The sequence below is a fragment of the Labedella populi genome (assembly GCF_004078655.1).
GTDB lineage: Bacteria > Actinomycetota > Actinomycetes > Actinomycetales > Microbacteriaceae > Labedella > Labedella populi.
The window spans coordinates 248,694-275,334 of sequence record NZ_RZNC01000004.1 but is presented as its reverse complement, the minus strand read 5'-3'; the positions used below and the strand labels follow the sequence as shown (position 1 = coordinate 275,334).

Genomic DNA, 26,641 nt, shown 5'->3' with positions numbered 1-26,641 from the left:
CCAAGAGTGTCCTGCAATCACATTCGCGAAAGCCGCCACAGCAAAACAACTTCCGCTCCTCGAATATATAACGGAACGGTAACGACGGCTAGTCCGGATCGGGAAAAACCGTTCGAGAGAGCGGAAACGGTGCGTGAATGCGCATGTCAGGGTTCCCCGACCGCGCCGCGTCGCAAGGTCCCCCGGTTCGGACCGGCGTGCGGGATCATGAGAGCGCGGGGGAGCGGCGCGTGGGGAGTCCGATCGCGCCACGACGGTGTCGCCGTCCCGCCGCGCGAGAGGAAACGCATATGAAGAACCCGTTCCGTCATTCGGCGGACCCCGCTCACTTCGAGGTGAAGACGATCGAAGCTGATGGCTACGGTCCGCTCCCGCCCGTTCGCATCAATGCGTTCCGGATGGGCCTGCTCGGAGGCCTCGGCGTGCTCGTCGCGTTGCTCGTCGGCAGCATCGTGACGCAGCTGTCGACCGTGCTCGTCTACGTGGGGCTCGCTCTCTTCCTCGCACTCGGCCTCGACCCGCTCGTGTCGCTCATCGAGCGCAAGCTGCCGCGTCCGGCCGCGATCGCCATCGTCGTGCTGGGCGCGCTCGCCGCCGTGGCCGGCATCCTCTTCGCGATCGTTCCCCTCCTCGTGAGGCAGACGACGAATCTCGTGGAGGACATCCCCGGCTACGTCGATGACATCCTCGCGAGCGAGTGGTACAACAACCTCGAGGACATGTTCGGCGACGGGTTCCAGGACGCCGTCAACGGGGCGCTCTCATTCGTTCAGGACCCGGCCAACCTTCTGTCGATCGGCGGCGGCATCGTCGCGGTGGGTGCGGGCGTCGCGTCGGGTCTCACCGCCGTCACGATCGTGACGATCCTCACCCTCTACTTCCTCGGATCTCTCCGCAGTATGAAGCGAGCGCTCTACCGCTTCGTCCCGGCCTACCGTCGCGAGGCCTTCGCCGACGTGACTGACCAGGTCACGGGGGCCGTGGGGCGCTACGTCATGGGACAAGTGAGCCTCGCGCTCGTCAACGGTGTGCTGAGCTTCATCTTCCTCACGACCATCCAGGCTCCCCTGCCGGCGCTCCTCGCGCTCCTCGCCTTCATCGGCTCGCTCATCCCCCTCGTCGGGACGCTGTCGGCCTCGATCGTCATCACCGCGCTCTGCTTCTTCAACTCGCCGCAGACGGCCCTCATCGCGGGCATCTACTACCTGATCTACATGCAGGTGGAGGCGTATCTCCTCAGCCCCCGCATCATGAACCGGGCGGTGTCGGTGCCGGGAGCGGTCGTGGTGATCGCCGCCGTCGCCGGTGGGGCGCTCGGTGGGGTGCTCGGGGCGCTCGTGGCCATCCCGATCGCAGCATCGGTCATTATCATCATCCAGAAGGTGGTCTTCCCGAGCCAGGACGCCAAGAAGGCGCCGGCCCCGGTGGTCGCCTCCTGACGCCGACGTCGAAACGTACAACGCCCGACCGGAGGACCGCTGCATGCTCGAGGACGATCTCAACATCTCGGTGACGCCCTACCAGGCCATCGGGATCCCGATCGCCCTGTTCGCCGCCGTCCTGCTGGCGCTCGGGACGCACTACCAGTCGCGCGGGGTGGGCAAGGCCGCGAGCGACGGCGACGGCTTCGGCTTCCGTCAACTCCCGTTGCTGCTCAAGCGGCCATCGTGGCTCGTCGGAACCGTGCTGCTCGGCTCGGCGGTCGTGCTCCAGTTGGTCGCGCTCGGCTTCGCGCCGCTCATCGTCGTCCAGCCGCTCGGCGCGCTCGCGCTCGTCATCACCGCGCTGCTCGGGGCGCGGCACGTGAAACGTCGACTCGACGGCGTCGAGATCCGGTCGATCGGCCTCTGCGTGGGAGGCATCGCCGTCTTCGTCACGGCCGCAGCGATCTTCGCGCACGAGGAGCCGATCCGCGAGCCGCAGCTCTTCGTCATCCTCGGCCTCCTCCTCGTGGTCTATACGACCGCCGTGGTCCTCTACGCGCGCGCGCACGGATCGCTGCGCGCGCCGTTCTACATCGTCGCCGCCGGCGTCCTGTACGGCTTCGTCGTCACACTCGCGAAGGTCGTCATCAACCGGGTGATCACCGGAAACGCCGAGTGGCTGTCCGTCGTCTGCGTGGTGGCACTCGGGGCGACACTCGCGCTCGGCGTCTTCTTCGTGCAGAAGGCGTATGTCACCGGCAAGGCGTCGCTCGTGGTGGCGGGGCTCACCGTGATCGATCCGATCGTAGCCGTCGGCCTCGGAATCGTCGTGCTGGGAGAGGCCGCGAACGCACCTCTCTACGCGATACCGATCTTCCTCCTCGCCGGTGCGATGGCCGGATTCGGCGTCTGGACGCTCGCGCGCCACGGCGACGCCGAGCATCGGAGCGGGGACGAATCGTAGCCGATTCGTGAGATGGGTATGCGCGGATTCGCCTGCGCCGCGCTTAGCATGGACTGACGTGTCTCGCCGGGGGGTCCGGCGCGTGTGGAGGTCGGGAGAGTCGTGGTTCAGTACGAGTGGGCGCCGGACGAGCCGGCCCCGAAGAAGCGCCACCTCGGTTTGTGGTTCGGCGTTCCCGGCGGACTCCTCGCCGTCGGTGCCACGGTGTGCTCCCTCCTTCTCGTCGCGCCCGGTGTGAGCGCAGCGGGCGCGGAGATCGGATGGCGGACGAGCGACGCTGCGGCGGAGTCGATCATGACGTCCCTCGCGTCGACCGCGATCACGATCGACGGAGCGGGAGGCGGCGTCTCCCTGACGGGGGCCGAGCTCGGACTGTCCGTCGATGCGCGGGCCGTCGCGGACCGGGCACACGCGGACCACCCGCTGTGGAATGTCGGAAGCTGGAACGCCGGTTCCCTGGACCTCGATGTCGAGATCGATCAGGCGGTTGCGGCTGCGGCGTTGCGCGAGGCCGCCCCGGACCTCTATTCAGACCCCGTCGACGCCGGTGTCGTTTTCGACGAGGCGGCAGCCGCTTACACGGTCGCCGAAGCGCAGACCGGTACCGGTGTCGACCTCGACGCGCTCGCCGCCGGCATCTCCGCAGCCCTCGCCGACGGAGGAGGGGCGATTTCCGTCGTTCCGCAGGCGAGCGAGGTCGAGGCCGCCATCACGACGGCGGACGCGCAGACCGAGGTGGACGAGCTGAACAGCCTCATCTCCGAAGCCGGCTTCTACATCGATGGGGAGAAGGCCGTCGCCGTGCCGCCGGCCGAGGTGGCCTCGTGGCTGACGATCGCCGCCGAGGGTGAGGACTTCTCGGTGACCGTCGACCAGGACGCCATCGGAGGCGTCGTCGCGACCCTTCCCGAGAAGATCACCCGGACCGTCATCGACGAGAAGATCGTCACCGACTCGGCGGGTAAGCACCTCCGCACGATCCAGAAGGGCCAGGACGGCTGGGCGCTGCCCACGACCGACGGTGTCGCTGCCAGCTTCGCGCAGCAGCTCGCCGAGGGTGACGGCGTCTACGAACTCGCAGTCGAGGTCAAGGAGGCCGCGACGCACGAGTTGTACCGCCGCATCGATGTCGACAAGAGCGACGGCGTGACCCGGTTGTACGAGAACGAGAAGCTCATGGCCACGTACCGGATGGCGATCGGCAAGCCCGCGAGCCCGACCGACAACGGCAACTACCGCGTGTATGCCCAACTCACCAAGCAAGACATGGGGTGCGTCGACGGCTACGACTACTGCACGAAGGATGTGCCGTGGGTCACATACTTCAACGGCGACCAGGGTCTCCACGGCACGTACTGGCACAGCAACTTCGGCGCCGGGGCGATGATGAGCCACGGCTGCGTCAATCTCCCGATCAGCGCTGCGGAGGCCGTCTACCGCTTCGCCCAGGTCGGCACGGAGGTCTCCGTCCACAACTGAGGAGCGCGCCCTAGAAGAGGTCGGGGGACGGGGTCGAGGCGTGCCGGATGGAGACGTCCGCGTGGCGGTCGAACCGGTACCCGACGCCGCGCACGGTCCGGACGATGTCCTCGTAGCGACCGAGCTTCGAGCGGAGGCGGCGGACGTGGACGTCGATGGTGCGCTCGTTCGGTGCGCCGTCCTCGTCGCCCGCCGTCCACAGCGACTCGATGAGTTCGGCACGGCCGACCGTCCGGCCCTCGCGGAGGACGAGGAACTGGAGGAGTTCGAACTCCTTGTAGGTGAGGGAGGTGACCTCGTTGTCGAGGATGACGCGCTTGCGGGAGATGTCGATCACGACCCCGTCGCGCGCTCGATCGAGGTCTGCGTCCTCGTCCTCGTCGCTGTGGCGGTGACGGGCCAACGCCGCCGGTTCCTGGAGGGCGAGCCGAACGACGTCGACGTCCCTGCCCCCGACGCCCTCGGGGGCGAGGGCGACGGCCGCGTACGTCTCCGAAGTCGGCACGAGGTCCGCTGCGAGGGTCTTGAGGGCCTGGACGAGAGCGCCGAGGTCGGTGCCCGCGGCGGCCGCCTTGGCTTCGTCGACACCGACGTAGAGCACGAACCCGCGAGCCTCGGCTCCGGCGGGAACGGCGCTCAAACGACGACCGTGCGCCTCGGAGGCGGGCCGGCGGTCGAGCTGCTGTTCGAAGGAGGGGTGGCTGTCGATGTGAGCGAGAGACATGAGAGGAGTCCTTGATGATGAAGGCGATGCGACCTGTCGGTCGGAACAGCGGTCGATCCGTGTCGACGTGTTCGGGACGAACCCGGGGTGGGTTCTCGAGTGCCGACTCCCGGGGGGATCAGTCGGCGGCGGGGTCCTGGGAACCCGCGGCGATTCCGAGACCGGCTGTCGCGGTCGGACGGGATCGGGACGAAGGGCGCAGGATCAGCGGCACATTCGACAACAGGTGGAGACGCGGCCGGCCATCATCATGCCGGCAGTCCGATGAAGCTCGACGGAGCCCAGGACATACGCGTTGTCAGTCATGTGCATGATTAAACACACGCCCGGAGAACTGTGTCAATTCTTTGCACAAGGTGACGAATGTCGGCGTCACATTGCAGGTTCTTCGACTCGTCCGGCGGGAATCGCGGATCATGCGGGGTCTTTCCGCGCGAAGAAGGCGTCGGCGCAGGACGTGCGTGACGACTCGAGCAGTCCTCGACGCGTCAGACGAGACCGTAGAGGCGGTCACCGGCGTCGCCGAGACCGGGCACGATGTAGCCGTTCTCGTTGAGTCGCTCGTCGAGCGACCCGAGGACGATCGTGACGTCGCGGCCCTCCGTGGCCTTCTCGAGAGCGGCGACGCCCTCGGGGGCGGCGAGCAGGCAGATCGCCGTCACATCGACGGCGCCGCGATCGAAGAGGAACTCGATCGCGGCGCCGAGCGAGCCGCCGGTCGCGAGCATCGGGTCGAGGACGAAGCACTGCCGATCGGACAGGTCGTCGGGGAGTCGCTCGGCGTAGGTGGTGGGTTCGAGGGTCTCCTCGTTGCGCACCATGCCGAGGAAGCCCACTTCGGCGGTCGGGAGGAGCTTGACCATTCCGTCGAGCATGCCGAGGCCGGCGCGCAGGATCGGGACGACGAGGGGTCGAGGGCGGCTGATCTCGAGCCCGATCGTCTGCGTGACGGGCGTCTGGATCGACACCGACTCCGTCCGCACATTGCGCGTCGCCTCGTAGGCGAGCAGCGTCACGAGCTCCTCGGTCAGTGCGCGGAACACGGGCGACGGGGTCCGCTCGTCCCGCAAGACGGTGAGCTTGTGGGTGATGAGGGGGTGGTCGGCAACGTGCACTCGCATAGGCTCTAACCTACCGGTTCCACCCGTCGCGGAAGGATGCGGATCATCGTGATCATCGACCGCGTGCTCCTCGAGGCGATGGCGGCCGCGCGTGCGGAGGCCGAAGTGGCTCTCGCCTCCGGGGACGTCCCCGTCGGCGCCGTCGTCCTCGACGCCGACGGGCGCGTGATCGGTCGCGGACACAACCGCAAAGAGGCCGGTCACGATCCGACGGCCCATGCGGAGGTCCTCGCGATCCGCGACGCGGCGGCTCGCCTCGGCGACTGGCGACTCGAGGGGTCGACGATCGTCGTGACACTCGAACCGTGTGTCATGTGCGCGGGTGCCATCGTCGCCGCGCGGCTCGAGCGGCTCGTGTTCGGGGCATGGGACGACAAAGCCGGAGCGGCGGGCTCCGCCTTCGACCTCGTGCGTGATCGACGGCTCAATCACCGAGTCGAGGTCGTCGGGGGAATCGACGAGGAGCAGTGCTCGCAGCTCCTGACACGTTTCTTCCGCGGCGAGCGGGCGATGTCAGCGGGCTCGACGCCCGGTCCTGACGCCCGGCCCTGACGGTCGTCCGCCGATCAGGACGCCGTGCCGCCCGTCGCGGCGCCCGGGGCCGTGCCCGTGCCCGTGCCCGTGCCCGTGTCACTGTCACTGTCCGACTCAGCGCCACTCCCGGATCCGGGAGCTCCTCCCTCCGATCCGGGGGCTCCGCGCCCGCCGTCCTGCCCGGGCGGAACGGGCATGTCGCCGTCCGGGATCTGGTCGGAGAACTGACCGGGCACCGGGTCGCCGATCGCAGAGCCTACGGCGACTCCGCCGCCGAACGCGCCTCCCAGGAGGACGAGACCACCGAGGACGGCCCCCACGACGGCGAGCGTCCGGCGGCGTCGGGGCGGCGCCGACACCGCTGTGGTGGGTGCGGGTGCGGGTGCTGCCGGGGACCCCGGTGTCGTGGCGCGGGTGCCGGTTGTCTCGTCGTTGCTCATCGCTCTCCTCCGATTGCGGGTTCGGAATGACAGCGTCCCCGGTGTTGCTATGCGAGCGCTATCGATCCGCCATCCCGTTCCTCGGTGGGGCCCGCGGGATCGGTGACGCGGCGGCTCACGCCGTGGCGACGAGGATGGAGCGGTGCAGAGCGTGCCCGACAGGGACGTCGAGGAGGGCGCCGACACCGTCGATCGGCTCGCCGAGGGGTGGCTCGAGCCGCGCGCCGGGGGCCTCGATCTCGAGTCCTGCCGACAGCTCCCCGCGCATCAACTCGGAACGCGTCACGGGAGCGCCGACCGCTCCGACGCGCGTCGGGGTCTCGGGCTGCCACCCCGTGCGCCGAAGAGCGGTCGCGGCGGAGTGGGCGAGCTCGCGCGCCGCGGCACGGACGACACCGAGAGAGACGCCATCACCGGCCGTGGCGGCCTCGATGACGGTGCGGCAGAAGGATGCGACGAGGGACACTCGCCGCTCGTCGCCCTGGATGACCATGTAGAGCTCGTCAAGGGCTCCGAACCGCTCGCGCGCCGCCGCTTCGAGCACCGTCGCCGCGCCGCGGCCGTCGAACGCACGCATCGCGGCCTCGAGACCGGCGCGGCCGATCCAGAAGCCGCTGCCGACATCGCCGACCAGATAACCCCAGCCGTCGACCTTCGCGACAGAGTCGTCCGATGCCGCGAGGATCACGACGCCCGTGCCGACGGCGAGCATCGCCCCGGTCGCGAGGCCGTTGGCTGCGAGGTAGCCGCTCACCGAGTCGTGCGCGAGGGCGACGCGCCGGACGCCGAGCGGAGCCACGGCGGCGAGGAGCGCCTCGGGCCGTGATGCGGCCGGCGTGAGTCCGGAGAGACCGAGTGCCAGTTCGTCGATGCGGTGACCGGAAGCCGCGGCGAGCTCGGCGGAGTAGGCGGCCACTTGAGGCAGGATCGGCCGGTCCGTGAGGATCCCCGGGAGTTCCTGCTCGACGAGGACCGAGCCCGAGCCGTCCGTGAGACGCAAGCGCGTGCCCGTCTGGCCACCGTCGACGGCGAGGCGGTTGAGGGTGCTCACGGTGTCGCTCCCGTCGTCGCATCGGTCCTCGTGGCGTCGGTCCTCGTGGCGTCGAGGCCGTCACCGACGCCGTCGCGCCGGCCCGTATCGGTGATGCTGTCGCCGGTGAAGAGAACGCGTGTGCCGCGCCCGATCATGATCGCCATCGTTCCTGCTCGTCTCCTCGGGGATACGTCGGCTTCCGCCGCCACCGAGCCACGATAGCGCCTCGACGGCCTCCTAGGATGGGGGCGTGAGCACCCCGACGACTCTTCCCCGCATCGCGATTCTCGGCACCGGCTCGATGGGTGGCGCGATCCTCTCGGGGCTTGTGCAGCCCCACATCGAGGTCGACGGTGGGATCACGGTCACCAACCGCACGCGGGCGAAGGCCGAGCCGCTCGCCGGGCTCCGTGGCGTCGCGTCGATCGCGCTCGAGGAACGGCCCGACGGGAATCGGGCAGCCGTCGCCGACGCCGCCGTCGTGCTCGTGGCGGTGAAGCCCGCGATGGTGCCCGACCTGTTGCGCGAGATCGCGGGTGACCTCGCGCCAGGGACGATCGTCGTGAGCGTCGCGGCCGGCGTCACCGTCGCGACGTTCGAATCGATCCTCCCCGCCGGTGTCTCTGTCATCCGTTCGATGCCCAACACGCCCTCGATCGTCGGCCGCGGGCTGACGGGGCTGTCAGCCGGGACCCGCTCGAGCTCCGACGACCTCGCGCTCGTCCGCTCCGTTTTCGAGACCGTCGGAGAGGTGCTCGAGGTGCCCGAGGACAAGCTCGACGCCCTGAGCACGATCTCGGGCTCCGGCCCCGCGTACGTCTTCTACCTCATCGAGGAGTTCACGCGGACGGCTATCGGCAAGGGGTTCTCCCCGGAGGAGGCCGATCTCCTCGTCTCGCAGACGTTCCTCGGCGCGGCGGAGCTCCTCGTGTCCTCCGACCGGACGGCGGAGGAGTTGCGCATCCAGGTGACGAGTCCGAAGGGCACGACGGAGCGGGCTATCGCGGTCCTCCAGGCGGCGGGCCTCGAACGGACCTTCACCGAGGCGACCGACGCCGCGCTCGCGCGCGCCCGCGAGCTCGCGGCCCCCACCCCCGACTGACTCCGCTCCCTCGACCCGCTCCTGACCTCAGGAGCCGAGAGCGGCGAAGCGCTCGATGTCGGCGGACGTGCCCGACACGATGATGAGGTCGTGGTTCGAGACCACGGTGTCTGCGGTCGCATAGGTGAAGGGTTTGCCGGGACTCTTCACCCCGACCACGGTGATGCGGTGCTTCGTCCGCACGCCGCTCTCCGTGAGGTTGAGACCGCGGATCGGTTTCGGCGGGTACATCTTCACGAGCACGAAATCGTCATCGAACTGGATGAAGTCGAGCATGCGGCCGCTCACGAGGTGCGCGACGCGCTCTCCCGCTTCCGCCTCGGGGTAGATGACGTGGTTCGCGCCGACGCGCGCGAGGATCTTGCCGTGCGACTGGGAGACGGCCTTCGCCCAGATCTGCGGGACCTTCAGGTCGACGAGGTTCGCGGTGATGAGCACACTCGCCTCGATGGAGGAGCCCACCGCCACGACGGCGATCGAGAAGTCCTGCGCACCGATCTGCTTGAGCGCCTCGAGATTCCGTGCGTCGGCCTGCACGGTGTGCGTGATCCGCTCGGACCACTTCTGCACGAGCCCCATGTCCTCGTCGATCGCGAGCACCTCACGGTCGAGTCGGTCGAGTTCGCCGGCGCACGCGGCTCCGAACCGGCCGAGCCCGATCACGAGAACGGGCGCGTCGTGTTTGATCCGATCAACCACCGATGGGCCTTCCCTCTGAGCGTCTGAGAAGCGCCGACGTCCGACGCACCGCCAGTGCGGCTGAGAGTGTCACTGTATCAACGTGGCCGGGTCGCGGCGTGACGGCCCGCCGATCGCGAGTCGTGGTACTCCGCACTCGGACTCACTAGCCTGGTGCCATGGCCGACATCTTCACCGTGATCGCGGATCCCACGCGACGAGACATCCTTCAGGTGCTGCTCGACGGCCACGTGCCGGACACCGAGGACCAGCAACCGGGGACGAGCGTCTCGGAGATCGTCGCGCACCTGGGGCTCAGCCAGCCCACCGTCTCGAAGCACCTCAAGGTGCTGAGGGAAGCGGGGCTCGTAACCGTGCGGGAAGAGGGCCAGCACCGCTTCTACAGTCTCGACTACACGCCTCTCGAGAGCGTCGAGGACTGGCTCATCCCGTTCCTGAGCGCCGACTTCGACCCCGCTGAGCAAGCGCGACAGATGGTCGCGAGCCTGCCCGACCAGGCGAAGCAGGTCGCCGATGCGATCGGCCACGCCGTCGCCGACACCACCCACCGCGTCACGACGGCCGTCCATGCCGTGGGGAAGAAACTGCGTCCCTGATCGCCCCGGTCCCGTCGCTCGTGGTGTCCCGCCTTCGGGAGCATGGCTTTTCCCCCGCACGGTCACTAAAGTGATCGTCATTCACATCGGTCACATCCGCCACAGCAGGCCGTGACCGGTGCCGTGACCACACGCACAGATCGCACACTCGACACAGGTCGCACACTCGACACAGATGGGGAGGTTCCCGTGAGCAACGGACTGTCCGATGCCCGCTTCCTCACGGTCGCCGAAGTGGCCGAGATGATGCGGGTGTCCAAGATGACCGTCTACCGCCACGTCCACTCGGGGGATCTGCCGGCCATCCGCTTCGGTCGCTCGTTCCGGGTCCCCGAGTCGGCCGTGATCGCCGTCCTGAACAATCCGGTGGCCGACGCGGGCGAGTCCTCCGCCTGACGGCGGCACCCGCTCGGCGCGCGCACGGTGCGGCCGCCGATCAGGGCGCCTCGAGGACCGACGGATCGCTCACGATCCGGCTCGCGCACTCGTGCACGACGCGTGCGGGTCGGATCCGGAGGTCACCGATGCCGCGCCTCGCGAGTTCCCACCGGACGCGAGCGCTCACCTCGAACATCCAGACGTGGGGGAGGTCTCGGAAGAACGGGCGCACCTCGTGACCGGGGGCCTCGGGGAGGGCGTGCAGCATGTGGAAGCCGGGTACCCGACGACCTTCGCCGTCACGGAGATCCGCCGGGGTGGACAGGAATCCCACCACGTCGAGGTCGTCGAACACCTCGACGATCCGGTCGGACACGATCTTGTAGCCCGCCCCGTTCGCTGCGACCATGTCACCCCGGAGCGCGACTCCGAGAACGGGTTCGAACCACAGCGGGAAGGTGCAGCCGGCGAAATCCCCCGTCGACACGAGCTCGTCCTCGTCCCGACCGTCCGGGAGCCGGAAGTCGGTCGGCCCCGTCCGACCGGGCCAGGTGCTCTGCACGTGGGGACTCGATCTGCCGTGATCGGCGCCGAGAACCCACCAATCATGAGTCGTTTCGTCCATGGTGACCCCCCGATCCCTTGGTCCCCTGATCCTGTCGCCTCGTCCCCCGAGGGGGTAGTCGGACGTTTGGGGGACATCGGTGTGAGTGCTCGACGGCGCGCCACGCCGAGGGGGATCAGCGGCGAATCACGGCAGTGCGCCCGCAGGCCCGGCGATCGGCTAGACTGTCCCGAGGCATTTTTCTCAGGCCGCGCTGGTCGTGGCCCTTTCCGATTCTTCAGTGAGGTATCCGTGGGTTCTGTTATCAAGAAGCGCCGCAAGCGTATGGCGAAGAAGAAGCATCGCAAGCTGCTTCGCAAGACCCGCCACCAGCGCCGCAACAAGAAGTAGAGTCGCGCGTCGAACGAGCGCCAGGCCGCACGGCCTGGCGCTTTTTGGCGTTCACGGGCGGCGGCTCGGGGCTGCATGTGCTCGCGGCAGCGCGCAGGTGGGTCCCGAAGTTCGGGTACCCAAACATTGAGAGTGTCGCGACCGAACACTAGGCTCGTCTCATGCGATTCTCCCCGTCGAGGACGACCGCCGTGGCGCTCGCCGTCGTGGCGTCACTCGCGACGTCGGGCTGTGCCTCCCTCGCTCCGGCTGATGATCGTCCCGTCGTCGTCACGACGTTCACGGTTCTCGCCGACATGGCCCGCAACGTCGCGGGTGATCACCTGAGGATCGAGTCGATCACGAAGATCGGGGCGGAGATCCATGGGTACGAGCCGACCCCGGGAGACGTCCGGGTCACGGCGGGTGCCGACCTCGTCCTCGACAACGGATTGGGCCTCGAAGCGTGGTTTGAGCGATTCGTCGGTGAGCTCGACGTGCCGCACGTCGTCGTGAGCGGCGACGTCGATCCCCTCCCGATCGCCTCGGACGTCTACGCCGGTCGACCCAACCCCCACGCATGGATGTCGCCGCTCGAGGCGCAACGGTACGTCACGACGATGGTCGACGCGTTCAGCGAACTGGATCCGCCGAACGCCGCGGACTACCGGTCGAACGGTGAGGCTTACGCCGCCGAGATCGACGACGTGCACGACGAGCTCATCGACGGGCTGTCGGGATTGCCGAGATCGCAACGCGCTCTCGTCACGTGCGAGGGCGCCTTCTCGTATCTCGCGAGGGACGGCGGCCTCGAGGAGGCGTATCTCTGGCCGGTCAACGCCGAGCAGCAGGCGACCCCCGGCCAGATCGCCGGAGCCATCGACTTCGTCGAGCGGAACGACGTCGCGGCGGTCTTCTGCGAGTCGACCGTGTCGGACTCGGCCATGCGCCAGGTCGTCGGAGCGACGGGAGCCCGCTTCGGGGGAGTGCTCTACGTCGACTCCCTCTCCCTGCCCGACGGACCCGTTCCGACCTACCTCGACCTCCTCCGGTACGACGTGCGGACGATCGTCGGGGGATTGACCGGATCGGTGGCCGCGGAGTGAGCGCCGATCGACCGGACACTCGCACCCTCGAACTGCGCGACGTCACCGTCCGCTACGGCGAGGTGCTCGGGCTCGACGGCGCGAGTGTCGCCATCCGGCCTGGTCGAGTGTGCGGGCTCGTCGGCATGAACGGCTCGGGCAAGTCGACGCTCTTCAAGACCGTGATGGGTCTCGTCGTCCCCGATTCCGGGACGGTCGCGGTCATGGGGCTCCCGCCCGGGATCGCCCGCAAGCGCGGCATCGTCGGTTACGTGCCGCAGAGCGAGGAGATCGACGCGCAGTTCCCCGTCAGCGTCGCCGACGTCGTCATGATGGGACGCTACGGGCGGATGGGATTCACGCGCCGCCCTCGGGCGAGCGACCGTGCCGCCGTCGTCGATGCGCTCGAGCGCGTCGAGTTGACGGAGTTCGCGGACCGGCAGATCGGGCAGCTCTCCGGCGGGCAGCGCAAGCGCGCCTTCGTCGCTCGCGGCATCGCCCAGGGCGCCGACGTCCTGCTGCTCGACGAGCCGTTCGCCGGGGTCGACAAGCGTTCGGAGGCCACGATCAGCCGCCTGCTGCGCGAGCTGGCGGCCGACGGCAAGACCGTCGTCGTCTCGACACACGACCTCCGCGCCCTCCCCGCGCTCTGCGACGAGGCCATCCTCCTCTTGCGCCGCGTACTCGCCCACGGTGATCCGCGTGACGTGCTGCGACCCGAGCAGCTCGCGCGAGCCTTCGGTCTCGACGTGCTCGCGGAGGGGGACTGACATGGCGGAACTCGACGGTGTCCTCGGCCTCCTCCTCGAACCGCTCCAGTTCGACTTCATGGTGCGTGCGCTCGTCGCGACGCTCGCCGCCGCCGTCGTGTGCGCTCTGCTCAGCTGCTGGCTCGTGCTCATCGGGTGGTCGCTCATGGGGGACGCGGTCTCCCACGCGGTCCTGCCGGGTGTCGTCCTCGCCTACATCGTCGGGGTGCCTTTCGCCGTGGGTGCCCTCGTGTTCGGCTTCCTCGCCGTCGCCCTCATCGGCGTCGTCCGCGACACGAGCAGGGTCAAGGAGGACGCCGCGATCGGCATCGTCTTCACGACGCTCTTCGCGCTGGGTCTCGTCCTCATCTCGGTCACGCCCAGCCAGACGGACCTCAGCCACATCATTTTCGGGAACGTCCTCGGGATCGGGACGAGCGACCTCGTGCAGATCCTCGTCCTCGGCGCCATCGCCGCAGGTCTGCTGATCGTCAAGCGTCGCGACCTCACCCTCTTCGCGTTCGATCCGACGCACGCACATGCGATCGGGCTCTCACCACGCCTGCTGGGTGCGCTGCTGCTCGGTGTGCTCGCTTTGACGGCCGTCGTCGCATTGCAGACCGTCGGGGTGATCCTCGTCGTCGCGATGCTGATCATCCCCGGTGCGACGGCGTACCTCCTCACGGATCGCCTCCCCCGCATGCTCGTGATCGCCCCGTCGATCGCGGCGTTCTCCGCTGTCGCGGGCATCTACTCGAGCTACTTCCTGGATACGGCGCCCGGTGGCATGGTGGTCCTCTCGCAAGGCGCGGTGTTCGCGATCGTGTTCCTCGTGAGCCCTCGTCACGGCGTACTCGTTGCGGTTCTGCGGCGCCGGTGGCGTCGGCGTCGGCCGATCCGTCGCCGCCCGGCCGCACCGTAGACTCGCTCGCGTGGAACTCGACCGGTTGACGCGGATGGCGCAGGACTACGTGAGCGCCATCTGGAAGTCGGAGGAGTGGAGCGATCAGCACGCCGCCGCCGGCGACATCGCCGCCCGACTCGGAGTCGCGACCTCGACCGTCTCGGGCAACCTGAAGAAGCTCGTCGCCGACGGACTCGTCGAGCACGAACGGTATGGCGCGGTGACCCTCACGGCCGACGGCCGCGCCGCCGCCGTGCAGATGGTCCGTCGGCACCGGCTGCTCGAGTCGTACCTCGTCGAGCGGCTCGGTTACGGCTGGGACGAGGTCCACGACGAGGCCGAACACCTCGAGCACGCGGCGTCGGAGACCTTCATCGACCGGATCGACGAGGAGCTCGGCTTCCCCGAGCGTGACCCCCACGGTGATCTGATCCCGCGGCGGGATGGCCGGGTCCCCGCCTCCGATGCCGTGAATCTCGCGGACCTCGCGGTCGGCGCGGGCGGGACCGTCGCGCGCATCTCGGACGAGGACCCCGCTCTGCTGCGCTACCTCGGCGCCCACGGGATCGTGCTCGACACGCGCGTCACGGTACGGGAACGCGTGGAGGTTGCGGGTGTGCTCGTTCTCGGTCGGGACGGCAGCGGCGATGCCGAGGGGCGCGACGCGAGCACCGAGCTCGGTGTGCTCGCCGCTCGGTCCATCTGGGTCAGACCGGCGCTCGCGCCCGGCGACGCTGACTGCGGATAGGCTGAACGCGTGACCGTCGCCATCACCCTTATCGGCAAACCGGACTGCCATCTGTGCGACGACGCGCGTGACGTCGTGTCGTCTGTCGTCGCCGACATCCGTTCTCGCGCAGGCTCTCCGGAGCTCACCGTGGAGGAACTCTCCATCGTGGACGACGAGGCGCTCCGCGAGCGTTACGGGGAGATGATCCCTGTCGTCCTCCTCGACGGCCGACAGCACTGCTATTGGCGGGTCGACTCCGGCCGCCTGACGAACGCGATCCTGGGAGACCGATGACCATCCGCCACATCGTCACGTGGAAGCTCGCGGCGAGTGACCCGCAGTCACGCGCCGAGCACGCCTCCGGGATCTCCGAACGGCTCACCGCGCTCGTCGGCGTGGTCGAGGACATCCGATCGCTCTCGGTCGCGACGAACGTCGCCTACCCGGAGCAGAACTGGGACGTCGTCCTCGTCTCGGAGTTCGACGACCTCGATGCTCTCGAGCGCTATCAGAAGCACCCGGCCCACCAGGACGCGGCGTCGTACGTCCGCGGCGTCGTCTCCGACCGGGCCTCGATCGACTACGCCCTCTGACCCACTCACCCCCCTGAACACTTCCTTTGTGCTCGAAAATTCGAGCACAAAGGAAGTGTTCAGGGGGGTGAGGGTTAGGGGAGGAGGCGGGTGGGGCCTCGGAAGAGGTACGTCGTCTCGCGGATGGACTGCTCGCCGAGCAGCAGCATGAGAACGCGCGCTAGCCCCATGCCGAATCCGCCGTGCGGCGGGACGCCGTAGCGGAAGAAGTCGAGGTAGAACTCGAGCTCCTCCGGCTCGAGGCCCTTCTCTCGCGCCTGTTCGATGAGCACGTCGACACGGTGCTCGCGCTGTGCGCCCGTCGAGATCTCGACGCCGCTGTAGATGAGGTCGTAGCTGTTGGTGAGCGCCGCGTCGCCCTCGTGACGCATGTGGTAGAACGGCCGGATGCTCGACGCGTAGTCCGTGAGGAACACGAAATCGTGGCCGAACTCCTCCTTCACGTACGCCGCGATGCGACGCTCACCCTCGGGGTCCATGTCGTCGTCGGCGCGCGGGATCTCGTAGCCGCGCTCGGCGACGATGCGCTTCGCCTCGGCCAACGGGATGCGCGGGAAGGGGCGAGAGGGCACCACGACGTCGAGGTCGAAGTGTTCCTTGAGGGCTTCGCCGTGCTTCTCCTTCACCGCGGTGAAGGCCGCGACGAGGAGCTCCTCGTGGAGGGCCATGACGTCCTCGTGCGAGTCGATCCAGCTGATCTCGGCGTCGACGCTCGTGAACTCCGTCGCGTGACGGCTCGTGAAGGAGGGGTCTGCGCGGAAGGCGGGGCCGATCTCGAAGACCTTCCCGAAGCCGGCGGGCTGCGCCATCTGCTTGAAGAACTGGGGACTCTGCGCGAGGTATGCGGTCGTGTCGAAGTAGCCCACCTCGAAGAGCTCGGCGCGGGACTCGCTCGCCGACGCCATGAGCTTCGGCGTGTGGATCTCGATGAAGTCGTTGTCGATCCAGTACTGACGGAAGGCGTGCTCGATGGTCGTCTGCACCCGGAAGATGAGGTTCTGCTTCGGGTTCCGCAGGTCGAGGAACCGCCAGTCGAGGCGCTTGTCGAGGCTCGAGTCGGCAGCGATCGGTGTCTCGGGCAGCGACTCGCTCACGACCTCGAGCGAGCCGATCTTCACCTCGAGCCCACCGAGCTTCACGCGCTCGTCGTGCTTGAGAGACCCCGTGACGGTGAGGAACGAACCGTGCGCGAGCGCCGAGATCGCCTCCGTCGTCGCGAGCTTCGCCGCGCTCTCCGGGTCGTCCTCGACGAGCTCGCGGACCGCGGGGTTCACGAGCTGGACGGCGCCGGACTCATCCCGCAGGACGACGAACTGCACCTTCTTCTGATCACGGACGGTCTCGACCCATCCGGACACGCTGACGGGGCCGTCTTCGAGGGCGGCGAGGTTCTTGACTAGGGTGCGTTCACTCACGGGGGTCAAGCCTACTCGGGGCGTGCGCGGCCAGGGCGAACGCTCAGGCGACGCGAACGTAGACTGAAGGCGTGTCTGCCTCCCGGATCCACCTCGTCCGGCACGGCGAGGTCCACAATCCCTCGCGCGTGCTCTATGGACGCCTTCCCGGATTCCGGCTCTCGACCCTCGGCGAGCGGATGGCCGCGGCTGCAGCGCTCGCCCTGCAGGACGAGCATGCGCCGGTCTCCCGCATCATCGCCTCACCGCTCCAGCGCACGCAGGAGTCGGCCGCGCCGATCGGGAAGCGCTTCGAGCTCGAGCCCGAGCTCGACGAGCGCCTCATCGAGCCCGCGAACCACTTCGAGGGACGCGTGATGGCACGCGCTGTGCGCGACCCGCGGAACTGGTTCGCGCTGCGCAACCCGCGGGTGCCCACCTGGGGGGAGCCCTACGTGTCCATCTCCGCCCGGATGCTCGCGGCCGTCCACGACGCGTGGGAGTCCACGCCCGACGGCGACGTCGTCCTCGTGAGCCACCAACTCCCCATCTGGATGGTGCACTCCACGGTGGCGGGCATCCCGCTCCCGCACGACCCGCGGAAGCGGCGCTGCGCGCTCTCGAGCATCACGACGCTGGAGCGCAGCGGCGATGGGTTCATCGAGGTCTCCTACCGTGACCCCGCGGCGGGGCTCGCGACCGCCGCGACCGATGTGGGGGCGGTGTGATGATGCGCACCTCCCGATTCCGACTCCCCTCCCGGCTCGCGGCCATCGCGGGCGTCGCTCTCCTCGCGCTCACGGGCTGCACGAACGATCCGCTCGCCGATCAGTACCGCGAGGGCAGCGGCAAGGGATACATCGCCGGTGACGGCAGTTGGACCGAGATCCCCGCGGTGGAGCGGGACGAGCCGGTCGAGTTCGCGGGCGTCGACCAGAACGGCGACGAGGTGACCTCCGACGACTTCGCCGGCGAGGTCCTCGTCGTGAACTTCTGGTACGCCGCGTGTGCGCCGTGCCGGGCCGAGGCGCCCGATCTCGTCGAGCTCAGCGGGCAGTACGAGGGCCAGGGCGCGAGTTTCCTCGGCGTCAACGTGCGGGACCAGGCGGACACGGCGATCGCGTTCGATGAGACGTACGGAATCGAATACCCGTCGATCATCGACACGAACGACGGTGCCGTGAAGCTCGCCTTCTCCGGTTCGGTGCCTCCGAACGCCGTTCCGACGACCCTCGTGCTCGATGCGGAGGGCCGCATCGCCGCGCGTATCGTCGGCCAGATCCGCGACGCCTCGATCCTCGACACCCTCATCCGCGACACGATCGCCGAGTCAGAGGAGTGAATCCGGGGGAGATCATCACGGGCGGGTCCCTCCTGCTGGCCGTGCCGCTCGCGATGCTCGCCGGCCTCGTGTCGTTCGCCTCGCCGTGTGTGCTTCCGCTCGTCCCGGGCTACCTCGGCTACGTCGGCGGGTTCCAGGGCGAGGGACGACAGGACCGCCGCCGCCTCGTGCTCGGCGCGTCGCTCTTCGTGCTCGGCTTCGCCGTCGTCTTCGTCCTTTATGGTGCGGCGTTCGGCGCGATCGGCGCGTGGTTCGTGCAGTGGGAGAACGTCATCACCCGCGTCCTCGGTGCCGTCGTCATCGTGATGGGGCTCGTCTTCATCGGGCGCTTCGGAGCCTTCCAGCGCACCGCGAAGCTCTCGTGGCTGCCCGCGACGGGACTCGGTGGCGCCCCTCTCCTCGGTGCGGTCTTCGCCATCGGCTGGACGCCGTGCATCGGACCGACGCTCTCGGCCGTGCTCTCCCTGGGCTTCACGGGCGGCACGGCATGGCAGGGCGCCCTCCTCGCTTTCGGCTATTGCCTCGGGCTCGGCATCCCGTTCATCCTTATCGCGCTCGGCCTCGGCTGGGCGACGCGCTCCGTCGGGTTCCTGCGTCGCCACATCCGCGCCGTCAACATCATCGGCGGAGTGCTGCTCATCGTCGTCGGTGTCCTCATGGTCACGGGCGTCTGGTCCCTCATCATGTATCAGCTTCAAGGGGTGATGTACGGCTTTGACCTCGTCATCTGATTCCGAGCGGGAGGTTCCCGAGCGGGCCGCCCGATCGACGCGCGCGCGCGGACCGTCCGACCGCATCGACGACCCCAACGCACGCCCCGAGCTCGACGGCGAGTCGACGGAGGGTACGGCGAGCGGTGCGCGGCCGGACGGTCCCGTCTCGCCGAAGCTCGGTCTCGCGGGGTCGCTCCGGTTCTTCTGGCGACAGCTCACGAGCATGCGGACGGCGATCCTCCTGCTCCTGCTGCTCGCGATCGCGGCGATCCCCGGGTCCCTCGTCCCGCAGCGATCGAGCGACCCGAACGGCGTCACGCAGTACTTCGTCGACAACCCGGACCTCGCACCCGTGCTCGACAACCTGCAGGCCTTCGACGTCTACAGCTCGGCCTGGTTCTCGGCCGTCTACATCCTGTTGTTCGTCTCCCTCATCGGCTGCATCATCCCGCGCACGAAGCACCACTTCGACGCGATGCGCTCGCGGCCCCCGCGCACCCCGGCGCGGCTGTCGCGTCTTGCCGACCACCGGGAGGAGGCCTACCCGGACGTCGACGTCGACACGGCGATCGCCGAGGCGCGCACCCTCCTGAAGAGCTCGGGCTACCGGATCGAGGAGTACGACCAGCGCGGCGTCCGGTCGATCTCGGCGGAGCGCGGCTATCTGCGCGAGACGGGCAACCTCGTCTTCCACGCGTCGCTCGTCGGCGTGCTCGTCGCCGTCGGCGTCGGGGGTGGTTTCGGCTACTCGGGTCAGCGTGTCGTCGTCGAGGGCCAGTCGTTCGTCAACTCGGTCATCGACTACGACACCATCAATCCCGGTCGCTTCTTCGACGAAGGCACCTTGTCGCCGTACGCGCTCACGCTCGACGCCTTCGACGTGACCTACGAGACGCAGAACGCGGACGCTTTCGGGCAGCCGATCGACTTCACGGCGCATCTCACGACGACGACACCGGACGGCACGAGCCAGGAGCAGCGCATCAAGGTCAACGAGCCGCTCCGATTCGCCGGCACCGATGTCTTCCTGCTCGGCAACGGCTACGCGCCGACGATCACGGTGCGCGACCCGGAGGGGACCGTCGTCTTCACCGATTCCATCCCGTTCCTGCCGCAAGACGCGAACCTCACGTCGGTCGGCGTCGTGAAGGTTCCCGACGGCCTCGCGGAGCAGGTGGGCCTGCTCGGATTCTTCTACCCGACGGCGCAGCCGCTCGAGGACGGCGCCTTCACGTCGACCTACCCGGACCTCGTCCTCCCGATGCTGTCGCTCAACGTCTTCACGGGCGACCTCGGAATCGACGGGGGTGTGCCGCGCTCCGTGTACACGCTCAACACGGACGATATGACGCAGATCGCGGGCCGCGGTACGGACGTCGACGCCATCCAGCTGCTGCCGGGACAATCCGCCGAGCTGCCGAACGGACTCGGGTCCATCGAGTTCGGCAACGCCGATCCGGAGGCTGCGGCCGGTGACTTCTCGAACTCCGTGCCGCGCTTCGCCTCGCTCGACATCCACAGCGACCCGAGCCAGTTCTGGGTGCTGCTCTTCGCCGTGCTCGTGACACTCGGCCTGCTGACGTCGCTCTTCGTCCCGCGCCGTCGCGTCTGGGTCGCCGTACGTCCGCTCGGGGAGACCGACGACGGTGGCGGGAGCGACGGGGACGAATACGGCGGGGGAGTCCGCGTGGAGTACGCGGGCCTGGCCCGAGGCGAGGATCCGGGGCTCGCCGAGGCCGTCGCATCGCTCGCGTACCGGCATGGCACTGCGCTCGGCGTCGAGCGACTCTGACATCGGAGGAGCGCCCAGGAGGCCGGCTCCGCCCCGTCTCCGCCACAGGTTCGCGGGGTAGTCTGATCGGGTGGATCTCAACGACTTCTCGGTGATGGCACTGTGGACGGCGCTCGCGCTCTACGCCTTGGCCTTCATCGCCTTCACCTTCGATCTGGCGAGACGCAGCACCGAGGTGCGCGAGGCGGCCGGTGCCGTCGTCCCGAGCGCCGTCGCGCGGAACTCCGCTGCGGCCGACGCGGGATCCACCGGCGGCGCGCGGACCCTCACGGTCGATCGGCCGACGGGAACCGGGGGAGGGGCGCGCGTCACCGCGTCGCGGTCTCCGTCGCTGCGGGTGGGCGTCGCCCTCACGGTCCTCGGCTTCATCGTGCATCTCGCCGCCGACGTGACGCGCGGTATCGCCGCCGGTCGGGTGCCGTGGGCCAACATGTACGAGTTCGCCATGACGGGCACGCTGCTCATCATCGGCGTCTTCCTCCTCGTGCTCACGCGCGAGGACCTGCGCTTCCTCGGCACGTTCGTGACCGGGCTCGTCGTCGTCCTGCTGGGCCTGTCGTGGAACTTCTACGTCGAGATCGCCCCGCTGCCCCCGGCCCTCCAATCGGCGTGGCTCGTCGTACACGTCTTCGTCGCGAGTCTCGGGACGGCGTTCCTCGCGCTCGGCTTCGCACTGTCGGTCGTGCAATTGATCCAGGCGCGACAGGAGCGGCTGAAGCTCGAGCTCTCGGCGCTCAGGATGCGCTTCCTCGCGACACTTCCGAGCGCCGACCGACTCGAGAACCTCGCGTACCGCGTGAGCATCATCGGCTTCATCTTCTGGACCTTCACCCTCATCGCGGGAGCGATCTGGGCCGAGTCGGCGTGGGGTCGCTACTGGGGCTGGGACACGAAGGAAGTGTGGACGTTCATCATCTGGGTCATCTACGCCGGGTACATCCACGCTCGTGCCACTCGGGGATGGCGCGGAACCCGCTCGGCATGGCTCGCGATCATCGGATTCTCGGCAGTGCTGTTCAACTTCGGCGTCGTCAACGTCTTCTTCAAGGGACTGCACGCCTACTCCGGCCTCTGATCCCCTCTCCGGCCCGGGTCAGCGGGCGAGCAGGTGGTGGCAGCGCCTGATGCGCTCGTGCCACCAGGCCGTGCGCTCCGCGTCCGCCACGTGACGGGACATCAGCTCGGGGGAGAGGGCGACGTCGCGGACGGGGATCGCTCCCTCGACGGGGAGCAGTGGGTCGTCGGTGACGTCGGCCGCGAGGAGAGCCGCCGTCCCGAGGCCGCAGTCGAACGCGAGTCCGGGTACCGCCGCGGCCAGCCGAGCGCCCATCGCCAACCCGACGGACGTGTCGAGGGCGCTCGAGATCACCACGGGAAGCCCCGTCTGCTCGAGGATCGCGAGGGCGCGCCGAACACCACCGAGAGGCTGAGCCTTCACGACGAGCACGTCGGCGGCGCCGGCTCGCGCCACGGCGAGTGGGTCCGCGGCCTTCCGCACGCTCTCGTCGGCGGCGATGGGGACGCCCATCCAGCGGATGCGCGCCCGCAACTCGCCGAGCTCCTCGACGCTCGCGCACGGCTGCTCGACGTACTCGAGGTCGAACGGGGCGAGCTCGTGGATGGTGTGCTCCGCCTCGTCGACGTTCCAGCCGCCGTTGGCGTCGACCCGGATGCGACCCTCCGGACCCATCACGTCTCGGACGGCACGCACCCGCGCGACGTCATCGTCGCGCGTCTGCGACGGTTCGGCGACCTTGACCTTCGCCGTCCGGCACCCGGGGAACCGTGCCAGGATCGCCGGGACGTCATCGGCGGACACGGCCGGGACCGTTGCGTTGACCGGGATGCGGCCGCGGAGGACAGCGGGCTGCTCCGCCCAACCGAAGTCGATCGCCGCCCTCAACCAGGTGGAGGCCTCGGCGTCGTCGTATTCGGCGAACGGCGAGAACTCGGTGGCGCGCAGCGGAGCGTCGAAGACGACGGCCTCGCGCACCGTGATGCCGCGGAACCGCGTCGCCAGCGGAAGGGAGACGACGTGGGCGGAGTCGAGGAGCTCCTCGATGTCCGGCACGGGTGCGGCGAGTGGGTCCATGGCCTTCAGTCTCGCACCGGTCGCCCGATCGAGCGCTCGCCGGGTGCGGTGTCTCCGCCAGGGCGCGGGATTAGGCTGGAGCAATGAGCGTCTCCGAGCTGTTCGACGAATCCGCGTGGATCGATGCCCCGGGCTTCGACGACCTCGGAGACGTCACCTATCACCACTCGACCGACGGACGGATCGCCCGGGTCGCGTTCGACCGCCCCGAGGTGCGGAACGCTTTCCGCCCCCGGACGGTCGATGAACTTGCTCGGGTGCTCGACGACGCCCGCCAGAACCCACGCATCGGCGTGGTGCTCCTCACCGGCAACGGTCCGAGCCCGAAGGACGGCGGCTGGGCCTTCTGCTCCGGCGGCGACCAGCGCATCCGGGGCCGAGACGGCTACAAGTACGCCGAGGGCGACACGGTCGACTCCGTCGAACCCGCGCGGTCGGGGCGCCTGCACATCCTCGAGGTCCAGCGCCTCATCCGGTTCATGCCGAAGGTCGTCATCGCGGTGGTTCCGGGTTGGGCCGCGGGGGGAGGGCACTCGCTCCACGTCGTGTGCGACCTGACGATCGCGAGCATCGAGCACGGGAGGTTCAAGCAGACGGACGCGGACGTCGGCTCGTTCGACGCCGGGTATGGAAGCGCGTACTTCGCCCGGCAGGTCGGTCAGAAGTTCGCGCGGGAGGTGTTCTTCCTCGCGGAGGAGTACTCCGCGGAGCGCGCCCTTGCGACGGGCGCGATCAATGCGGCCGTGCCGCACGCGGAACTCGAGGAGACCGCGATCGCCTGGGCCCGCACGGTCCTCGGGAAGTCGCCGACGGCCATCCGCATGCTCAAGTTCGCCTTCAACGCGGTCGACGACGGGCTCGTGGGGCAGCAGGTCTTCGCCGGGGAGGCGACCCGGCTCGCGTATGGCACGGACGAGGCCGTCGAGGGGCGCGACTCCTTCCTCGAGAAGCGCGAGCCCGACTGGTCGCCTTTCCCCTGGCATTACTGACCATGGGGCGGGCGCAACCGACCAGGGGGCGGACACAGCCGTGACGCGAGAACTTCACCTGAGCGCCGCCGACGATCCGCTGCGGCTGAGCCGGGCGATCGAGCACGCGATCGAGGGGAGGGGTCCCGCGGTGCAGCCGTTCGCCGTGGGGCGAGCGCTCTCGACCGGGCCCGGCGCCGCGCACTCCTCGTCGATCGACGACGCCACCGGCGTCGTCGAGGACGAGGTCGCCGTCGTGATCGCGACCTCCGGATCGAGCGGCTACCCGAAACGCGTCGCCCTCTCCGCCTCGGCGCTGCTCGCGAGCGCCCGCGCGACCCAGAGCGCCATCGGCGGTCCTGGCCGGTGGGTGCTCGCCATGCCCGCGCACTACGTCGCGGGCGTGCAGGTCCTCGTGAGGTCGATCGTGGCGGGGACGGCGCCCGTCCCGCTCGCCGGCGGCGCCTTCGGGATCGAGGCGTTCACCGCCGCGGTCGCGGAGGCGCGCTCCGGACAGCGTTCGTACACCGCGCTCGTGCCGGCGCAGGTGGCCCGGCTCCTCGACGACGACCGCGGGCGTGGTGCGCTCGCCGCGCTCGACGCCGTGATCGTCGGCGGTCAAGCGGTGCCGTCGGTGCTCCGCGACCGCGCAGCCGCTGCCGGGGTCCGCCTCGTCCGCAGCTACGGATCGAGCGAGACCGCAGGGGGCTGCGTCTACGACGGCCGACCGCTCGACGGCGTCACCGTCCGCCTCGTCGACGGCGAGATCCGGATCGGTGGCCCCACCCTCGCTCTCGGCTACCTCGACGACGCAGACCGCACCGCCGCGGTCTTCCCGGAGGACGCGGACGGACGGTGGTTCCGTACAGGGGATACGGGGACGATCGACGATCAGGGTGTGGTGCACGTCTTCGGCCGCATCGACAACGTGATCGTCTCCGGGGGTGTCAACGTCTCGCTCGATCGTGTCGAGGCCGCCGTGCGGGAGCGACCGGGCCTCGACTCGGCCGTGGTCGTCGGGGCCGCCGACCCCCGCTGGGGAAGCGTCCCCGTCGTCGCGGTCGATGCTGCAGCCCCCGCCGTGTCGCTGTCCGAGGTGCGGGATGCCGTCGAGCGAGAGCTCGGTGTCGCGGCCCGGCCGGCGCGCATCGTCCGTCTCGCCGAGCTCCCGCTTCTCGGCACGGGTAAACCCGACCGGTCGGCGGTCGCCCGACTCGTGGCTCCTCCCCGCCCCGAGGAATGACGCGCAGCGCTCGGACGTCCACACCCTAGAATTTCCACGAACGAAAGGTCGACACGTGGCTGCGAAAGAACAGAGGCTGGATCCCGCCGGGGCGCTCGGGAAGAAGAAGCCCCCCGCGGCGGAGAACACCGCGCACGGGGCGACGGGCTCCGAGGCGTCGAGCGCGGCCGGTGGTGCCACGCAGAAGTCCTCCTCGAAGAAGGGGACCGCGACGCCGAGCCGCACCCAGCAGGAACGCGCCGCGAAGCAGAAGTCGATCGACGCCAAGTCGGGGGCCGCCAAGGTGATCGCCGAAGCCGGCGGGCGCGGCGGCGGCAACCGTCCGAAGGCGAAGGGGAAGAGCGGAAACCCCGCGGCTCGCCGTATCGAGAGCGTCCGGCCCGCCCGCTTCGGCGACTGGGTCGAGGGCGCTCGCGTGCGGACGCTCCCGATGGCCGTCGCCCCCGTGCTCATCGGCACGGGCGCGGCGATCTTCGCGGCCGGTCCCGGCGAGTACCACTGGGTGCGCGCACTCCTCTGCCTCGTCACGGCGGTGTCGCTGCAGATCGCCGTCAACTTCGCCAACGACTACTCCGACGGCATCCGGGGCACCGACGCGGTCCGCGTCGGCCCGTCGCGCCTCGTGGGCTCCGGTCGAGCGGCGGCGCGAACCGTGCTCGTCGTGGCGTTCGTGTTCTTCGGGATCGCCGCGATCGCCGGCATCACGCTGACCGTCCTGACACAGTACTGGTGGCTCCTCATCGTCGGCGCGGCGAGCATCGCTGCTGCGTGGTTCTACACGGGCGGGAAGCGCCCCTACGGCTACTTCGCGCTCGGTGAGGTCTTCGTCTTCCTCTTCTTCGGACTCGTGGCGACGCTCGGCACGATGTACGTCCAGGTCGGAACGCTCAGCCAGGAGGCGTTGTTCGGTGCGGCGGGCGCGGGCCTCATCGCGTGCTCCGCGATCCTCGTCAACAACCTGCGGGACCGTGACCAGGACCGGCTCGTGGGAAAGCGCACCCTCAGCGTCATCATCGGATCGACGGCTTCACGCGTGCTCTTCATCGTCTTCCTCATCGTGCCCTTCCTGCTCGCGGCGTGGGTCGCGTTCCTCTTCCCCGAGCTGTGGTTCTCGCTCTTCGCGCTCCTCGCGGCTCTCCCCGCGTGCGTCATCGTGGCGACGGCTCAGCAGCCTCGTGAACTGATCGTGGCGCTCCGGCTCGTGGGGATCACGCAACTGCTCTACGGCATCTCGTGGTTCTGGGCGCTCGCGTTCTGACCGTTCTCACGAACGCCGACGGCCCCGCACTCCTCGAGGGTGGGGCCGTCGGCGTTCGTGAGCGGTGGTCTCCGCCGCTCAGGGAGTAGCGGAGTCCTCGGCGTCCTCGTCCGTGGTGTCCGGCATGTGGTCGCCGTGCCGTCGCGCGTAGATGCCCTTCGCGACCTCTTCCCGCGGTGACCGCAAGAGGACGAACGAGAGCGCCATGCCGATGAGCGCGGCGAGCACGGCCGCGATCCACGGCTCGATGCGCAAGGCGAGGAGGACGCCGAGCGGGATGAGGAACGCGAGCAGCCGGAGGACCGTGTAGACGAGGACGGGGGGCACGCGTTTCACGGGCATAAGTCTAC

32 protein-coding genes are annotated in these 26,641 nt (G+C 69.1%); 22 read left to right on the top strand and 10 right to left on the bottom strand.

The window, feature by feature from the left end; genetic code table 11:
• Positions 1–290: 290 nt before the first annotated feature.
• The 3 genes from ELQ92_RS12785 (at position 291) to ELQ92_RS12775 (ending at position 3,867) form a co-directional block, all read left to right on the top strand.
• Positions 291–1,439, top strand: coding sequence for an AI-2E family transporter (locus ELQ92_RS12785; protein WP_128499566.1), 1,149 nt, complete (start codon positions 291–293; stop codon positions 1,437–1,439).
• Between the two features lie 43 nt (positions 1,440–1,482).
• Positions 1,483–2,388, top strand: a complete 906-nt coding sequence (locus ELQ92_RS12780) for a DMT family transporter (RefSeq protein WP_128499564.1) — start codon at positions 1,483–1,485, stop codon at positions 2,386–2,388.
• Between the two features lie 102 nt (positions 2,389–2,490).
• The gene (locus tag ELQ92_RS12775) at positions 2,491–3,867 is read left to right on the top strand and encodes a L,D-transpeptidase (protein ID WP_128499562.1); all 1,377 of its coding nucleotides are present in this window, start codon (positions 2,491–2,493) and stop codon (positions 3,865–3,867) included.
• A 10-nt stretch (positions 3,868–3,877) separates the two neighbouring features.
• Here the strand turns inward: ELQ92_RS12775 and ELQ92_RS12770 are convergent, their stop codons facing one another.
• Positions 3,878–4,591: a winged helix-turn-helix domain-containing protein gene (locus ELQ92_RS12770; protein WP_128499560.1), complete on the bottom strand. Its 714-nt coding sequence runs from the start codon at positions 4,589–4,591 to the stop codon at positions 3,878–3,880.
• 488 nt (positions 4,592–5,079) lie between these two features.
• Positions 5,080–5,712: a uracil phosphoribosyltransferase gene (gene upp, locus ELQ92_RS12765; protein WP_128499558.1), complete on the bottom strand. Its 633-nt coding sequence runs from the start codon at positions 5,710–5,712 to the stop codon at positions 5,080–5,082.
• Positions 5,713–5,790: 78 nt separating this feature from the next.
• Here upp and tadA point away from each other — a divergent pair, with 78 nt between their 5' ends.
• Entirely contained in the window at positions 5,791–6,264 is a 474-nt protein-coding gene (gene tadA / locus ELQ92_RS12760; RefSeq protein WP_243695025.1) for a tRNA adenosine(34) deaminase TadA, read from the top strand.
• Between the two features lie 14 nt (positions 6,265–6,278).
• On the opposite strand, the gene ELQ92_RS12755 is transcribed toward tadA, so the two are convergent.
• From ELQ92_RS12755 to ELQ92_RS16330, 3 genes are all read right to left on the bottom strand, one after another.
• Positions 6,279–6,686, bottom strand: a complete 408-nt coding sequence (locus tag ELQ92_RS12755) for a hypothetical protein (protein WP_128499554.1) — start codon at positions 6,684–6,686, stop codon at positions 6,279–6,281.
• A 115-nt stretch (positions 6,687–6,801) separates the two neighbouring features.
• A complete protein-coding gene (locus ELQ92_RS12750) occupies positions 6,802–7,737 on the bottom strand; it encodes an N-acetylglucosamine kinase (RefSeq protein WP_128499552.1) in 936 nt (311 codons plus the stop codon).
• Positions 7,734–7,883, bottom strand: a complete 150-nt coding sequence (locus ELQ92_RS16330; protein WP_166426787.1) for a hypothetical protein — start codon at positions 7,881–7,883, stop codon at positions 7,734–7,736. The genes ELQ92_RS12750 and ELQ92_RS16330 overlap by 4 nt, the downstream gene beginning before the upstream one ends.
• An 86-nt stretch (positions 7,884–7,969) precedes the next feature.
• Here ELQ92_RS16330 and proC point away from each other — a divergent pair, with 86 nt between their 5' ends.
• The gene (proC, locus tag ELQ92_RS12745) at positions 7,970–8,821 is read left to right on the top strand and encodes a pyrroline-5-carboxylate reductase (protein WP_279432170.1); all 852 of its coding nucleotides are present in this window, start codon (positions 7,970–7,972) and stop codon (positions 8,819–8,821) included.
• 27 nt (positions 8,822–8,848) lie between these two features.
• On the opposite strand, the gene ELQ92_RS12740 is transcribed toward proC, so the two are convergent.
• Positions 8,849–9,520: a potassium channel family protein gene (locus ELQ92_RS12740; RefSeq protein ID WP_128499550.1), complete on the bottom strand. Its 672-nt coding sequence runs from the start codon at positions 9,518–9,520 to the stop codon at positions 8,849–8,851.
• Positions 9,521–9,678: 158 nt separating this feature from the next.
• Between ELQ92_RS12740 and ELQ92_RS12735 the strand changes: the two genes are divergently transcribed.
• Entirely contained in the window at positions 9,679–10,116 is a 438-nt protein-coding gene (locus ELQ92_RS12735; protein WP_128499548.1) for an ArsR/SmtB family transcription factor, read from the top strand.
• Positions 10,117–10,305: 189 nt separating this feature from the next.
• Positions 10,306–10,512, top strand: a complete 207-nt coding sequence (locus ELQ92_RS12730; protein WP_128499546.1) for a helix-turn-helix domain-containing protein — start codon at positions 10,306–10,308, stop codon at positions 10,510–10,512.
• A gap of 40 nt (positions 10,513–10,552) precedes the next feature.
• On the opposite strand, the gene ELQ92_RS12725 is transcribed toward ELQ92_RS12730, so the two are convergent.
• On the bottom strand, positions 10,553–11,056 hold the full coding sequence (locus ELQ92_RS12725; RefSeq protein ID WP_128499544.1) for a hypothetical protein: 504 nt from the start codon (positions 11,054–11,056) through the stop codon (positions 10,553–10,555).
• 294 nt (positions 11,057–11,350) lie between these two features.
• Here ELQ92_RS12725 and ELQ92_RS12720 point away from each other — a divergent pair, with 294 nt between their 5' ends.
• From ELQ92_RS12720 to ELQ92_RS12690, 7 genes are all read left to right on the top strand, one after another.
• On the top strand, positions 11,351–11,449 hold the full coding sequence (locus ELQ92_RS12720) for a 30S ribosomal protein bS22 (RefSeq protein ID WP_003792170.1): 99 nt from the start codon (positions 11,351–11,353) through the stop codon (positions 11,447–11,449).
• 161 nt (positions 11,450–11,610) lie between these two features.
• Positions 11,611–12,534 carry a metal ABC transporter substrate-binding protein gene (locus ELQ92_RS12715; protein WP_128499542.1) on the top strand — a complete coding sequence of 308 codons (924 nt, stop codon included), beginning with the start codon at positions 11,611–11,613 and terminating at the stop codon, positions 12,532–12,534.
• Positions 12,531–13,283, top strand: a complete 753-nt coding sequence (locus ELQ92_RS12710; protein ID WP_128499540.1) for a metal ABC transporter ATP-binding protein — start codon at positions 12,531–12,533, stop codon at positions 13,281–13,283. The genes ELQ92_RS12715 and ELQ92_RS12710 overlap by 4 nt, the downstream gene beginning before the upstream one ends.
• A gap of 1 nt (position 13,284) precedes the next feature.
• Positions 13,285–14,184: a metal ABC transporter permease gene (locus ELQ92_RS12705; RefSeq protein WP_128499537.1), complete on the top strand. Its 900-nt coding sequence runs from the start codon at positions 13,285–13,287 to the stop codon at positions 14,182–14,184.
• Positions 14,185–14,194: 10 nt separating this feature from the next.
• Positions 14,195–14,914 carry a metal-dependent transcriptional regulator gene (locus tag ELQ92_RS12700; protein WP_279432169.1) on the top strand — a complete coding sequence of 240 codons (720 nt, stop codon included), beginning with the start codon at positions 14,195–14,197 and terminating at the stop codon, positions 14,912–14,914.
• A gap of 9 nt (positions 14,915–14,923) precedes the next feature.
• Positions 14,924–15,190 (top strand): glutaredoxin family protein, encoded by a 267-nt coding sequence (locus tag ELQ92_RS12695; RefSeq protein ID WP_128499535.1) that lies wholly within the window; start codon positions 14,924–14,926, stop codon positions 15,188–15,190.
• Positions 15,187–15,489 carry a Dabb family protein gene (locus ELQ92_RS12690; RefSeq protein WP_128499533.1) on the top strand — a complete coding sequence of 101 codons (303 nt, stop codon included), beginning with the start codon at positions 15,187–15,189 and terminating at the stop codon, positions 15,487–15,489. The genes ELQ92_RS12695 and ELQ92_RS12690 overlap by 4 nt, the downstream gene beginning before the upstream one ends.
• A gap of 74 nt (positions 15,490–15,563) precedes the next feature.
• Here ELQ92_RS12690 and aspS read toward each other — a convergent pair whose 3' ends face one another.
• Positions 15,564–16,904 carry an aspartate--tRNA(Asn) ligase gene (gene aspS, locus ELQ92_RS12685; protein ID WP_128499531.1) on the bottom strand — a complete coding sequence of 447 codons (1,341 nt, stop codon included), beginning with the start codon at positions 16,902–16,904 and terminating at the stop codon, positions 15,564–15,566.
• Positions 16,905–16,975: 71 nt separating this feature from the next.
• Between aspS and ELQ92_RS12680 the strand changes: the two genes are divergently transcribed.
• The 5 genes from ELQ92_RS12680 to ccsB all read left to right on the top strand — a co-directional run bounded on the left by ELQ92_RS12680 (position 16,976) and on the right by ccsB (position 21,805).
• Entirely contained in the window at positions 16,976–17,611 is a 636-nt protein-coding gene (locus ELQ92_RS12680; RefSeq protein ID WP_128499529.1) for a histidine phosphatase family protein, read from the top strand.
• Positions 17,611–18,225, top strand: coding sequence for a TlpA family protein disulfide reductase (locus ELQ92_RS12675; protein WP_243695017.1), 615 nt, complete (start codon positions 17,611–17,613; stop codon positions 18,223–18,225). The genes ELQ92_RS12680 and ELQ92_RS12675 overlap by 1 nt, the downstream gene beginning before the upstream one ends.
• Entirely contained in the window at positions 18,222–18,956 is a 735-nt protein-coding gene (locus ELQ92_RS12670) for a cytochrome c biogenesis CcdA family protein (protein WP_481808276.1), read from the top strand. The genes ELQ92_RS12675 and ELQ92_RS12670 overlap by 4 nt, the downstream gene beginning before the upstream one ends.
• Before the next feature lie 64 nt (positions 18,957–19,020).
• Positions 19,021–20,730: a cytochrome c biogenesis protein ResB gene (gene resB, locus ELQ92_RS12665; protein ID WP_424980169.1), complete on the top strand. Its 1,710-nt coding sequence runs from the start codon at positions 19,021–19,023 to the stop codon at positions 20,728–20,730.
• A gap of 94 nt (positions 20,731–20,824) precedes the next feature.
• Complete coding sequence (gene ccsB / locus ELQ92_RS12660) at positions 20,825–21,805, top strand: c-type cytochrome biogenesis protein CcsB (protein ID WP_128499619.1); 981 nt, start codon at positions 20,825–20,827, stop codon at positions 21,803–21,805.
• Between the two features lie 18 nt (positions 21,806–21,823).
• On the opposite strand, the gene ELQ92_RS12655 is transcribed toward ccsB, so the two are convergent.
• Positions 21,824–22,822 carry an o-succinylbenzoate synthase gene (locus tag ELQ92_RS12655; RefSeq protein WP_128499527.1) on the bottom strand — a complete coding sequence of 333 codons (999 nt, stop codon included), beginning with the start codon at positions 22,820–22,822 and terminating at the stop codon, positions 21,824–21,826.
• Positions 22,823–22,905: 83 nt separating this feature from the next.
• On the opposite strand from ELQ92_RS12655, the gene ELQ92_RS12650 reads away from it, so the two are divergent.
• The 3 genes from ELQ92_RS12650 to ELQ92_RS12640 all read left to right on the top strand — a co-directional run bounded on the left by ELQ92_RS12650 (position 22,906) and on the right by ELQ92_RS12640 (position 26,291).
• Positions 22,906–23,811 (top strand): 1,4-dihydroxy-2-naphthoyl-CoA synthase, encoded by a 906-nt coding sequence (locus ELQ92_RS12650; RefSeq protein WP_128499525.1) that lies wholly within the window; start codon positions 22,906–22,908, stop codon positions 23,809–23,811.
• A gap of 40 nt (positions 23,812–23,851) precedes the next feature.
• On the top strand, positions 23,852–25,033 hold the full coding sequence (locus tag ELQ92_RS12645; RefSeq protein ID WP_243695015.1) for an AMP-binding protein: 1,182 nt from the start codon (positions 23,852–23,854) through the stop codon (positions 25,031–25,033).
• A 283-nt stretch (positions 25,034–25,316) separates the two neighbouring features.
• Positions 25,317–26,291 (top strand): 1,4-dihydroxy-2-naphthoate polyprenyltransferase, encoded by a 975-nt coding sequence (locus ELQ92_RS12640; protein ID WP_128499617.1) that lies wholly within the window; start codon positions 25,317–25,319, stop codon positions 26,289–26,291.
• Between the two features lie 78 nt (positions 26,292–26,369).
• On the opposite strand, the gene ELQ92_RS12635 is transcribed toward ELQ92_RS12640, so the two are convergent.
• Entirely contained in the window at positions 26,370–26,627 is a 258-nt protein-coding gene (locus ELQ92_RS12635; RefSeq protein ID WP_243695014.1) for a DUF4229 domain-containing protein, read from the bottom strand.
• Positions 26,628–26,641: the final 14 nt, after the last annotated feature.